Source organism: Pseudomonas sp. PDM31, from assembly GCF_019218965.1.
Taxonomy (GTDB): Bacteria; Pseudomonadota; Gammaproteobacteria; order Pseudomonadales; family Pseudomonadaceae; genus Aquipseudomonas.
In genome coordinates this window covers 682,114-693,851 of record NZ_JAHUWS010000001.1, presented here as the reverse complement: position 1 = coordinate 693,851, position 11,738 = coordinate 682,114, and the positions used below count along the sequence as shown (strand labels likewise).

At 61.4% G+C, this 11,738-nt stretch carries 9 protein-coding genes; 3 read left to right on the top strand and 6 right to left on the bottom strand.

Annotated elements, in window-relative coordinates; translation table 11 throughout:
- Window positions 1–78: 78 nt before the first annotated feature.
- A complete protein-coding gene (locus KW839_RS02820; RefSeq protein WP_218423339.1) occupies window positions 79–1,104 on the bottom strand; it encodes a DMT family transporter in 1,026 nt (341 codons plus the stop codon).
- On the opposite strand from KW839_RS02820, the gene KW839_RS02815 reads away from it, so the two are divergent.
- Window positions 1,099–1,662 (top strand): XRE family transcriptional regulator, encoded by a 564-nt coding sequence (locus KW839_RS02815; RefSeq protein ID WP_218423338.1) that lies wholly within the window; start codon window positions 1,099–1,101, stop codon window positions 1,660–1,662. The two genes, KW839_RS02820 and KW839_RS02815, sit on opposite strands and share 6 nt — an antisense overlap.
- 14 nt (window positions 1,663–1,676) lie before the next feature.
- Window positions 1,677–3,083, top strand: a complete 1,407-nt coding sequence (locus KW839_RS02810) for an FAD/NAD(P)-binding protein (RefSeq protein ID WP_218423337.1) — start codon at window positions 1,677–1,679, stop codon at window positions 3,081–3,083.
- A gap of 69 nt (window positions 3,084–3,152) precedes the next feature.
- Here the strand turns inward: KW839_RS02810 and KW839_RS02805 are convergent, their stop codons facing one another.
- The 5 genes from KW839_RS02805 to KW839_RS02785 form a co-directional block, all read right to left on the bottom strand.
- A complete protein-coding gene (locus KW839_RS02805) occupies window positions 3,153–3,365 on the bottom strand; it encodes a hypothetical protein (RefSeq protein WP_060543738.1) in 213 nt (70 codons plus the stop codon).
- Between the two features lie 1,017 nt (window positions 3,366–4,382).
- Window positions 4,383–5,831, bottom strand: coding sequence for a curlin (locus tag KW839_RS02800; RefSeq protein WP_218423336.1), 1,449 nt, complete (start codon window positions 5,829–5,831; stop codon window positions 4,383–4,385).
- Between the two features lie 27 nt (window positions 5,832–5,858).
- Window positions 5,859–6,320 carry a curlin gene (locus KW839_RS02795; protein ID WP_060543735.1) on the bottom strand — a complete coding sequence of 154 codons (462 nt, stop codon included), beginning with the start codon at window positions 6,318–6,320 and terminating at the stop codon, window positions 5,859–5,861.
- 60 nt (window positions 6,321–6,380) lie between these two features.
- Entirely contained in the window at window positions 6,381–8,615 is a 2,235-nt protein-coding gene (locus tag KW839_RS02790) for an Ig-like domain-containing protein (RefSeq protein WP_218423335.1), read from the bottom strand.
- 35 nt (window positions 8,616–8,650) lie between these two features.
- Complete coding sequence (locus KW839_RS02785; protein ID WP_218423334.1) at window positions 8,651–9,997, bottom strand: hypothetical protein; 1,347 nt, start codon at window positions 9,995–9,997, stop codon at window positions 8,651–8,653.
- Between the two features lie 268 nt (window positions 9,998–10,265).
- Here KW839_RS02785 and KW839_RS02780 point away from each other — a divergent pair, with 268 nt between their 5' ends.
- Entirely contained in the window at window positions 10,266–11,711 is a 1,446-nt protein-coding gene (locus tag KW839_RS02780) for a HAMP domain-containing sensor histidine kinase (RefSeq protein WP_218423333.1), read from the top strand.
- Window positions 11,712–11,738 lie beyond the last annotated feature (27 nt).

The following is an 11,738-nucleotide window of genomic DNA, read 5'->3' as shown; positions in this document are numbered from 1 at the left end:
GCTACGTACAGCCAGAGACACTATGGGAGCGCGCCTGCTCGCGATGGGGTCTGCAGAGGCGACGCAAATTCAAGTGGCTTAACCCTGGATTTCGCGTTCTAGCCCTTCTTCCATAGGGCGAGCCTTACCCTTGGTCTTCAACTCACTGACAATCACCGCTGCCACAATCAACCCGGCCCCCACCAGGGCTATAGCCGGCAGGCGCTCCCCGGCAATGCGCCCGACAATCCCGGCCCACACCGGCTCGCCAGCGTAGATGAGGGTCGCCCGGGTCGGCGAGACGCTCTTCTGTGCCCAGTTCATCGCCACCTGGATCGCCGCGCTCGCCGCTCCCAGCCCCAAGGCGCTGCACAGCAGCAACCAGGAGAAGTCCGGAATCGCCTCGTGGGTCGGCACCACCATCAGGAATGACAGGATCGAAGTGACCGCCAGTTGCACCACCGTTACCCGGCGCACATCCACTTGCCCGGCATAGGTGCTGATCAGAATGATCTCCGCGGCAATCGCCACGGCGCTGATCAGGGTGGCGATTTCACCGGGACTGAAATTGAACGAAGCACCGGACGGCCCGGACAACAGCATCAACCCGGTAAAGGCCAGCATGATGCCGATGCTGGGCATCAGCCCCGGACGGCGGCCCAGCACCAGCCATTGCAGCAACGGCACGAAGGGCACATAGAGGGCGGTTATGAACGCTGACTGACTGCTGGGAATGCTCTGTAACCCCACCGTCTGCAAGCCATAGCCGAGCATGATCGCCACGCCGATAAATGATCCGGCCTTGAGCTCGAACAGGGTCAGTCCCCTCAGGTGCCGCCAGGAAAACAGGGCGACGATGCTGGCGGCAGCGGCAAAGCGCAGGCCGACGAAAAACATCGGGCCGCTGACGGTCATCGCGTGCTGGACCAGCAGGAAGGTGCCGCCCCAGACCATGGTAATCAGCACCAGCACCCATTCGGCCTTGCTGAAACTGGTGAAACGGGAGGAAGCCTGGGGGGAGTTCGCCGACGTCATGACCTTGCACGCTACAAAAGGGCGACGCACAATGCGTCGAATGTTGCGCAGTATACTGCCCAACCCCAGCCAGTGAGCAATATAGTGCACAAAGATTCTTCCCAACGGGCTTCGGTCCTTCAGCACGTCAGCCAGAACGTGCGCCGTTTGCGTCACGCCGCCGATATGAGCCAGAGTGCCCTGGCTGAACTGTCCGGGGTTAGCCGGCGCATGCTGGTGGCCATCGAAGCCGGCGAAAAGAACGTCAGCCTGACTACCCTCGATCGTGTCGCGCAAGCGCTGGATGTTGCCTTCAGCGACCTGATCCAGGCCCCGGACGCCCGGGATCCCAGTCGTATCAACGAGCTGGCCTGGACCGGCAAGATTGCCGGCAGCAAGGCCGTGCTGCTCTCCAAAGCCACGGCCAGCCGTGAAGTGGAACAGTGGGAGTGGTGCCTGCAACCGGGCGAGGTTTATCCGTCGGAACCGGACGCCGATGGCTGGAGCGAACAGATATATGTATTTGAGGGATGCCTGACGGTGATGCTTGGCGATATGGCCAATAACATTGCCGCAGGCGAATTTTTCATGTTTGCCAGTAACCAGCCCCACTGTTATCGCAACGACGGACCGGTGGCGGCGCGTTTTGTGCGTAATGTGGTGATCTGAACAGGAAGTGCACGATGAGCCAGACCCTGAATAATGAAGCCGACATTCTGATTGTCGGCGGTGGCCTCAGCGGCGCGATGCTGGCGGCGCAGCTGTTGCGCCAGCCAGGCAAGCGCAAGGTCCTGGTGATCGAACCCCGTGGTGAACTTGGTCGGGGCGAGGCCTACAGTGCGGTGGAGCTGGGACATACGCTCAACGGCAATGCGGCGCGCATGAGCGTCGACCCGGACAACGCCGACGACCTGACTCAATGGCTAACCGAATACATTGCCGCCGGCGGCTGGCCGGAATCGGACCAGCAACAGGTGCCGATCAGCGAATTGTTCCCGCCCCGGGGCATTTTCGGCCTGTACGCACAACAGCGTCTGGCACAGGCGCAAGCGCTGGGCGCCTCAAACGGCTCGAGCGTTGAGCATGTACAAGCTGAAGTGGTGGACCTGCAGGTCGATCCGGACAAGGTGCGATTGACCTTGAGCGACGGTCGACACATGCAGGGCGCTTTTGCGGTGCTGGCCACGGGGATGTTTGCCGCAGCGCGCACGCCACAGACCCAATCCAGCGGCTTGAATGCTGCCGGCCTGGATCCTTGGGACGTGGCCGCCATGGCGCGACTCGACCCGCAGTCGACGGTGTTGATCATCGGCTCGGGCCTGACCATGGTCGATGCCGTGGTGTCGCTGGAACAGGCCGGGCATCGCGGGCCGATCGAAGTGTTCTCCCGACATGGCCTGCTACCCCATGTGCGCCGTCAGCCACCGGTCTGGGTGGATTTTCTCGCCGAAGATCACCGCATCCGTACGCCCCGGCAACTGCTGCGCGAACTGCGCCGGCACTGCCGGGACGCCATCGCCCAGGGCATTGACTGGCAGGCACCGCTGGACACCGTGCGCGTACATATCGGCCGCTTGTGGCACCAGGCGACGGACGTGCAGCGCCGGCAATTCGTGCGGCATGTGCGGCCGTGGTGGGAAAGCCATCATCATCGCTCGCCACCGTTGAGCGCAGAACTGGTGGAGCGCTTGCACCGGGAAGGGCGGTTGCGCATTCAGGCGGCATCCTTCCAGGGGCTTGAGCCTTCGACGAATGACGGCGTCGGTATTCGCATTCGACGTCGTGGTGAGACGCAGACCACCGTGGTTCATGGTGCAGCGTTGATCAACTCCAGCGGTATCGAATATGACTGGCGCCGGGTCGCGCGTCCGCTGCCCAGGCAATTGCTGGCCCGGGGACTGGTGCGGCCGGGGCCATTGGCGCTGGGTATCGCTGCAGAGGTTGACGGCGCGGTGGTTGATGCCAATGGCCAGGCTGCCAGTCGTCTGTTTGCCATGGGGCCGCCGTTGCGTGGTATTTGGTGGGAAAGCACGGCGGTGACCGATGTGGCGAGTCAGGCCAAGGCCCTGGCGCAGCGATTGGTGCAATAAAAGCTCAGATATATGACAAACCCCGCGATTGGCGGGGTTTGTCATTTCGGCGCGGTACAAAACCGTGGATCAATAGCGCTGATACTTCGAACCGAACTCGGGACGGTTTTCTGCGACGTAGAGTTTTGCTGGTTGGTCTTTGCCGACGGTGTTCACATTTACTATTGCCGGTTGGGCGGCTTTGCTCACGGCAATCTGTGGTGAAGTGGTGTGTGGCGCGGCGATGGCGGATGTGGCGCCGAGCAGGGTAAGGGTGAAACCCAGGCTGATGATGTTTTTCATGGTGTTGCTCCAGGGGGTGGGGGAGAAGATGTGTCCACTTTAGAGCTGGAGCCTGGTGATGAAAAAACACCCTTGCGCATAGTTATTATCGAGCTTGTTGATCGGCTTTTTGGTCTTGGCGGCCTCTGGGCCGACCATGTTCCTGGTGGGTTGTGTACATATCCATTGCTTCGGTAACGGCGGCTTATGGTTTCGCCCTTACGGCGAGTCACTTTTAACAAACGCCTTAAAAGTAACCAAAAACGCTTGCCCCAGCGTCCGGCCCCTCGCTTAGGCTCGGCGTTCCTTCGCTCCGGTGTCCATCCGGGGGCATCGCCTCCGGTCGGCTTCGCTTCGACCTCCTCTCGATGCGTTCGACTTCGTCGAACGGCGCTGCGCGCCTACCCCCCGGATGAACACCTCCACTCAGCCTCCCGACGGGGCGGGTGGATCAAGATCAAAAGCTGCAGGCGAGCTAACGCTCGGCCTGTTGAGTGGTGAAGAGCGGGGGCGGGTGTACGCAACTTTGCTTTTGCTCTTCTGTGGGAGCTGGCCTGCCAGCGATGGCGGCCTACGAGCCGACCAATCTCTCTCAGATACACCAGGATCCAATTGTGGGAGCTGGCCTGCCAGCGAAAGCGGCCTGACAACCAACCAATCTCTCTCAGATACGCCAGGATCCAATTGTGGGAGCTGGCCTGCCAGCGAAGGCGGTCTGACATCCAACCCATCCCCTGCTGATGCACACAGTTCAAATTGTGGGAGCTGGCTTGCCAGCGAAAGCGGCCTGACAACCAACCAATCTCTCTCAGATACACCAGGATCCAATTGTGGGAGCTGGCTTGCCAGCGAAGGCGACCTGACAACCAACCAATCTCTCTCAGATACACCAGGATCCAATTGTGGGAGCTGGCCTGCCAGCGAAGGCGGTCTGACATCCAACCCATCCCTTTCTGCCCCCCCCCGACCCTGAACACCATCCCCATAAAAAAACCGCGACACTCCATCAAGAGCCGCGGTTTTTTTCGCGCCACACATTTATTGCTGCAACACCGTCGCCTGGTTAGCCGCACCAAACTGCTGCACGGTGGCCGTCTGGGTCATGCCGCTCTGGTCGATGCTGGTGGTGTTGCCGGTACCGCCCTGGGTTACATAGGCGACGTTCATGGTGTCAGCCTGTTTGACGCTGATCAGGTTGTCGCTGCCGTACTGCTGCTCGGTATACGCACGGTTGCCGCTGCCCGACTGATCGAAGCTGCTGGTGTTGCGATCGCCGGTGGTGCTGCCCATGGCCAGGTTGAGGTCTCCGCGCTGGTCGGAGATGAGGATGTTGTCGCTGCCGTTCTGGTCGAAATACAGCTCGTTGTAGGAATCTGCCTGGCTGATGGTGGTTTTGTTGCCGGTGCCGTTCTGGTTGGTGGTCACGAGGTTGCTGGTGCCATTCTGGGTGAAGTTGGCGGTGTTGTTGGTGCCGTTCTGATTGATGGTCGCACGCTGGTTGCTGCCGAACTGGCCACCTTTTTGTTCACCCTTCCAGTTGCTGGCCAGGACCGTGTTGCCGGTGCCCACCGAGTTGGCAGTGAGCACGTGACTGTCGCCACTCTGATAGGTGAAGTGGACGTTGCTGGTGCCCTGTTGGTACAGGGCCACGGTCGAGCCGACCGAGTCGAACTGGTCGGCATAGATGGCATTGAGGTCGCCGACTTGCAGCACGGTCGTAAGGTTGTTTTCGCCGAAGCTCTGGTCAACCACGGTTTCGTTGCTGTCACCCTGCTGCCTGATAGCGGTCTGGCTGGCGAGCTGGGTTTCTTGCCAGACTTCGGTGCCGTTGAGGTTGCCCGCCTGGTTGATGTTTACGTTGCCGCCTATACCGTTGCGCTGGTCGCCGTAGGCATAGTTGCCGTCGCCGGTCTGGTCGATCGTGATCTGGCCACCGTTTTGCGTCACCTGTTCGGCCGCACCGTAGTTTTCATTGCCAAGCTGGGTGACTGTCGCAGTGTTGGCGATGCCGTTGACTGTTTGCTCGATGTAGATTTCGTTGGCGTCACCTTGTTGGAAAGACTTGGCGGATGTGCCGTCCTGGCTGTCCTGGTAGACCAGCGAGAAGTTGCCGTTGCCGTCCTGTTGCTGCAGCGATTCGCTGGCGCCAAGGCCGATCGACTGGCTGGCGTGGGTGCCGTTGAAGGTACCGCTCTGCAGTTGGATTATCTGGCTGCCGCTATCGAACAACTGCTCGGCGTAGCCGGCGTTGAAGCTGCCGACCTGGTTCTGGCTGATGGCGCCGGTGGCGGTGTCTTGTACGCTGGCCGCATCGTTACCTTCACCGTCTTGCTGCTGGTTGGCGGTGCTGAGCGGTGCCAGGGTCTGTTTCACATTGGCGATGTTGGCATCACCGAGTTGGGTCTGGTTGGACACACTGTCGTCTGCCAGTGCCTGGGCACTGACAATGACCAGGATGGCGGCGGTAAGGGGCGTCAGTTTGAACATGATGAAACCTCCAAGTGGTGCAGTGCTTTAACGATATTGTTTGACCGAAACGCTCATGCCGTTCCCGGACTGGGTTACGGCGCCTTGCAGCCCCGAACCCGCCTGGTCGATGCTGGCGTCGTTGTTGTTGCCGTTCTGGGATATCTGCGCACGGTTGTGGCTACCGGTCTGAGTGATAGAGGCGTTATTGCCCGAACCTTGCTGATTGATCATTGCCATCAGGTCGCTGCCTTGTTGCAGGATGTAAGCCTCCTGATTGCTGCCCGACTGCACGATGGTGCCGAGCAATGACTGGCCGTTCTGTTGCAACAAGGCGATGTTGGCCTGGCCGTTCTGGTCGATCAGCGCGTGCTGGCCAACCGGTGGTGGCAACTCACCGAGATCGCCACCCGGGCCCAGGTCGTCGTTTTCCATCAGGTCATCGGCACGCACGCCTGTGCTGCTGCAGAGCACAAGCAGGCAGAGCAGGGCGGCGGTCGACGTTTTCATGGTCAAGTCCTTGAGTCGAAGGCTTGCCCCACTGGCTGAACCGGCCAGTGGGACGAGCGATTACTGCACGGTGACGGAGACGTTGCGCACCGAGCCCGGGGTTGAACGGATGGTGGCCGTCGGGTTGACCGATGGCGCGGTCAAGTTGGTGACGTTCAGGGTCCATCGCCCGGTAATCGCCACGCCGGCGGTGCCCAGAGTGACCAGCCCGGCCGGTGTGGTGACCTGGACGGTGACCGTGTTGCCGGGGATCGTCGACGAGGTACCGGTGAAGTTCCAGGTAAAGCGGTTGCCGGCACGGGCGGTGACCGTGGCCGCCGTTACGTTGAAGACTTCCAGTACCAGTGGTGGCGAGACCTGTACCGTGACCGTGGCCGGTGCCGACTGGACGCCGGAGCTGTCCCGGGCGATATAGCTGAAGGTCGTGGTGAACGGCAACAGGACCACTGCCGGTGGGGTGTAGGTGACGGTCGTGCCGTTGGTGCTGACCGTGCCGCGCCCTATCGCTGGCTGGGTGACGCTGGCGACCGCCAGCGGTACGTTGCCTTCCGGATCGGAATCGTTACCCAACACGTTGATCGTCACCGGTACACCCTGGGTAGCGATAGCGTCGGCGACAGCCACCGGTGGCCGGTTCGGCGCAACGGTGATGGTTACGGTCGCCGCGTCGGTCGAGACCAGACCTTTTGCGTCCTGGACCTTGTAGGTGAAGGTCGTGGTCAGCGGTGCGTTGACCACGGCCGGCGGGGTATAGATCACATTGTTGACAGCCAATGCCACGGTGCCCTGGCCTGCGGCCGGTTGCGTCAGAGCCGTAACGCTCAGTGGCGCGTCGTTGTCCGGATCGCTGTCGTTGGCCAACAGATTGAGGGTGACCGGCACGCCAAAGGTGGTGCTGCCAACATCGGCAACAGCAATCGGCCGCTGGTTCTCACCAGAGTCCGGCGCCGTGCCGAGCACGACGACCGGCTCGGTATCACTGCCGCCGGCGGCAGACTTGATGGTGACAGTAGCCGGTGGCTGAGGCAGGTCGGAGACGGTCAAGCGTTGCAGCGTGCCGCTCTTCGACAGACGCCCGTAGCCTTGGGCGACCATGTCTGGTACGACCACTTCATCAGTGGAGGTGGCTTCGATCAGCAGGCTGTGATTGCTCCAGTTGTAGCGAGCGGTCTGGATTTTCACCACGTCCGAGAGTTTGCTCGACACCGATGTAGGTCGAGTGGTACCGGCCGGGTTGGTGGCGGTCACCACAACGACCGGAGGCACGCTGCCGGTAAACAAGTGATGGGCGAAGAACTGTCCAGTGTTGTCGCCCACCATGGTGGTCTGGCACGGCGCTGGAGGCGGTCCGGGGACGAGGGCGACGGATTCGCGGAAGCACAGGGCCGAGCCGTTGGCCGCTTTGGCGAAGACTTCGACCCGGGTACCGGCGCCGGCGCCCGCCGCGGTACGACGGTAGGAGGCACGGCTGATTTCCACCGGCGTCTGCGCACGGTTGTCGTGCACCTTGCCGGACAGGGTGAACAGGTTGGTCTGGATGGTCCCGGCCGGCCCCTGGATGCGCACGAAGTTGGTGTTGTTCGGGCTGCCGGTGACCGCTTCAGTGAGGTTCGGATCGCCGACGAAGGTTTCGATGGCACCGGTGTCCGGATTCACTTCGGTGTAGGGGCCGTTGACACTTTTAAGGAATGGCCCGATCGCACCGGTCAAGACGCCGCTGAAATTGCCCGGCGCGCCGATGCCGATATCTCGGGTGATATTGATGGCCCGGCGTCCCGGGGTCGTGACGTTGACCGTTTCCACACCATAGGGGTGGGTGATGGTGTAGGTGCCGGCGGTGGGCACGTTCACCCGCAGGCGGATCCTGGCGAAACTTTGCTGGTCGCCATCGACAGGGTTTTCCGAGGCGAATGCCGCTTCAATGCCGGCCACGTAGACGTCCAGGCCATAGCCTGCCGCGTTGTTGTTGATGCTGGTCTCGGCGAGGAACCAGAACGCTTCCGGCGGCCAGTTGTCCGGGAAAATCATCGGCTGGGCGTCGTCGTAGATGCCCGGTTCCGCCAGCAAGGTGCACATGTAGGCCGGTGGTACGCTGGCCGGTACCCTCGAGCTGGCTGCTCGGGATTGGCACAGTTCCAGCTTCATCTGGTTGTTGTCCTGATACCACATGGGGTATTTCCCCGTGGCAAAGGTGTAAGGGCCCGGGTCGACGGCGGCCAGTTGCGCGAACGCGCTGCCGGACAGCGACAGAGTCAATCCCAGGGTGTTGAGCGCCAGGCGTGGCCAATTGTTCATGATGCCTCCTGATGAGGATCTGGGCATGTGAGCGTTCATTGCACGATGACCACTTCTTCGGTGTCGCTGCCGCCATTGGATGACGACACCCGAACCTTGGCTGGCGGAATCGGTGTGATGCCGGTGCTGAGGCTTTTCACCGCACCGTCCCCACTCAAGGCGCCGATGGCGATCCCTGTGTCTGAGGTGGCGGTGAGCACCGGTGGCGAGGTTTCATCGCTGGTCGAGGCGATCACGGTGATTTGCCCGGTGCTGAGTTTGTATTCGGCACTTGAAATCACCACCAGGTCAGTCAGGGGCATAGGCAAGGTGGTCGGCGTGCTGCTGGCGATGGCCAGGTGGTTGTCGGCGGTCACTTGCAACGTGCTTGGCAATGTCGGATTGCTCGGCGACTGGGCATACCAGTGGCCGGTGGAGTTGGCCTCGGTCAGGTTCAGTACCGGGCTGTTGCTGGCCAGGATCACGGTGGCCGGCGCAGGGGGGGCCATGACGAACACATCCTGCTGGGCTACCGGTGCGCTCTCACCGGCCTTGCGCGAGTAGGTGCTGCGCTCGGCGATGATCGGCGTCGGCCGGACCACGGTCGACAGCTTGCCGGAGACGGCGAAGACGTCAGTGCGTAAGTCGATGCCATTGGGCCCTTCAATGCGTACGAAGTTGGTGTTGAACGGACTGCCGGTGACGGCCTCCGCGAGGTTCGGGTCGCCGACGAATTGTTCGGCCGCGCCGGTGAGCGGGTTAGTCTCGGTGTAGGGGCCATTGACGCTGAGCAGGAACGGGCCGATATCGCCCTTGAGTGCGCCGTCGTAGGTTTTCGGCGAGCCGATGCCGATGTCCCGGGTCATGTTGATTGCGCGCTGCCCGGGGGTGTCGATGTTGAATACCTCGACACCGTAGGGGTGGGTAATCACGTAGGTGCCGGCGGTGGGCACGTCGACGCGAATGCGGATGCGGGCAAAGCTGACCTGGTCACCCTCGACGGGTTCTTCGGCAGCGAATGCGGCCTCGATGGCCGAGACGTAGGTCAGGTCGATGCCCCTGGCCGCATCGACGATGGCGCCATCGGCGGTAAACCAGAACGCTTCGTCGGGAAAATTGGTCGGGAAGACAATCGGTTGCGCGTCGTCGAACACCCCGGGAGTCGGCAGTAGATTGCACATGTAGGTCGGGGCACCCGGAACGCTCGCTACACGAGAACTGACAGCCTTGGACAGGCAAAGATCGAGGGTCCGACCGTGGGTGTCCTGATACCACGAGGCGAAACTTCCGTTGCCGGGCAGGTAGGGGCCGGGGTCGACAGCAAACAGCGCCGCTTGGGCGGCGCCTTGGGCCAGAGCGGACACGACCAGAGCGATCGTGGTTTTGGACAGTAAAGGGTGCATGAGTATTCCCTCTATCAGAGTTCCTGCCCCTTGGGCGGGTCAGTTGGCAGGGTGTCGGCAAATTCCATACCAATTTGCGAAAACAGCCGTGAAGAGGCCGGCCCGTGGGCCTGTGCGCAGCTGGCGCCGATAGGCCAGCGCTTGGCGCAAAGGGCCACAGCGCCCAGACGTGGGGGTAGTTTGGGAGGTGAGGAAGGGGGACCCAAAGTCGGGCAAACCGGCTTGAATGGGCTATAAAACTAGTGGAGGTTTACGGGGAACCACGTCGATGACTACGCTTGCCAAAGCAATGCCGACCGAAAATGAGATTCGCCTGAACTCGCGCAAGCAGCCGTTCAATCTGCTGCGCTGGTTCTCGCTGATCAGCATGGCGGTCATCGGCACGGCGGCGGTGGCATTGGGGGCGGTGTCCAGCCGCTTCGTGATCACCGAAAGTGTGCAGCGCGATGCCTTGTTGACCTCGCAGTTCGTCCAGGCGATAGCCACGGCCGAGGTGGAACATGTGTCGATCCCCAACGTGCGGACCATGGGCGAGTTGCTGGATCCACGCAAGGACCAGGATTTTCCCGATGTCGACCCGCTGGCCCGCGCCAGTGCCCGGGGTGAATTCCTCGACCATATCGAACATTTGCCCGACGTGATCCTGGCCAACATCTATGCCCCCGATCGCATGGTGATCTGGTCGACCAACCCGGCCCTGATGGGCACCGCGATCCATACCGATAAAGACCTCGAACAGGCATTCGCATTGAAGACTGCGGTGTCGACCAGCTACCACACTGTCGACAAGACGCGAAAGGAGCAGAAGTTCGTGGTACCCCCGCAGTTCATCTTCATCGAAAACTACATTCCGCTGTTCGATGCCGATGGCAAGACGGTCATGGCCATGGTCGAGATCTATAAAGAGCCCCAGGACCTGATCAATCGCATGGAGCGTGGCCTGGTGCTGATCTGGCTGGCCACCGCCCTGGGTGGCGGCCTGATCTATCTGGGCCTGTACTGGATTGTGCGACGGGCGGCAACACTGCTGGCGCAACAGCAGGAGCAATTGATCACCAATGAAACCTATGTGGTGCTGGGCGAGATGTCGTCGGCGGTGGCCCACGGCCTGCGCAACCCCTTGGCGACCATCCGCTCAAGCGCCGAGCTGGCACAGGAGTTTGACGATGGCGCGGCGCATAAGAACATCACCGACATCATCGGTCAGGTCGATCGCATGTCGATGTGGGTGCGGGAGTTGCTGCAGTCGTTGCGTCCGCTCAATGACGAGCCCGAGCCGGTAAACCTGGTGGCGGCCTTGCATGACAGCCTGATGGCCTACGAGCAGCAGATCGCCAAGGCTAAAGTCACCGTGGAGTTCAAGCCGGACCAGACGCCGATGGTCTTGAGCGAGCACGGGCAGCTGACACAAATCCTCAACAGCCTGCTGGCCAATGCCATGGAAGCAATGGAGACGGGCGGTAAGTTGACCATCCAGATCGAACCGGGCGATGCCCAGGCTGTGAGCATGGTCGTCACTGACACCGGCAGAGGCATGAGCGACGAGCAACAAAGCATGGCATTCCGTCCGTTTTTTACCACCAAGCAAGGCGGACTGGGCGTCGGATTGGTGCTGGTCAAACGCATCATGGAACGTTTCGGCGGTGCGGTAGCCCTGGACAGTCGCGAGGGTGAGGGCACCTCTGTGCGCCTGACGTTCAAGCGGGTTCCCTGAAGTTGGGTGTGAACTTTCCCCATTTGC

What these genes read in the sequence shown, in the direction of transcription:
- KW839_RS02810 (WP_218423337.1), top strand. Translation starts at nt 1,677, where the DNA reads ATGAGCCAGACCCTGAATAATGAAGCCGACATTCTGATTGTCGGCGGT.
- KW839_RS02805 (WP_060543738.1), bottom strand. Translation starts at nt 3,365, where the DNA reads ATGAAAAACATCATCAGCCTGGGTTTCACCCTTACCCTGCTCGGCGCC.
- KW839_RS02800 (WP_218423336.1), bottom strand. Translation starts at nt 5,831, where the DNA reads ATGTTCAAACTGACGCCCCTTACCGCCGCCATCCTGGTCATTGTCAGT.
- KW839_RS02795 (WP_060543735.1), bottom strand. Translation starts at nt 6,320, where the DNA reads ATGAAAACGTCGACCGCCGCCCTGCTCTGCCTGCTTGTGCTCTGCAGC.
- KW839_RS02790 (WP_218423335.1), bottom strand. Translation starts at nt 8,615, where the DNA reads ATGAACAATTGGCCACGCCTGGCGCTCAACACCCTGGGATTGACTCTG.
- KW839_RS02785 (WP_218423334.1), bottom strand. Translation starts at nt 9,997, where the DNA reads ATGCACCCTTTACTGTCCAAAACCACGATCGCTCTGGTCGTGTCCGCT.
- KW839_RS02780 (WP_218423333.1), top strand. Translation starts at nt 10,266, where the DNA reads ATGACTACGCTTGCCAAAGCAATGCCGACCGAAAATGAGATTCGCCTG.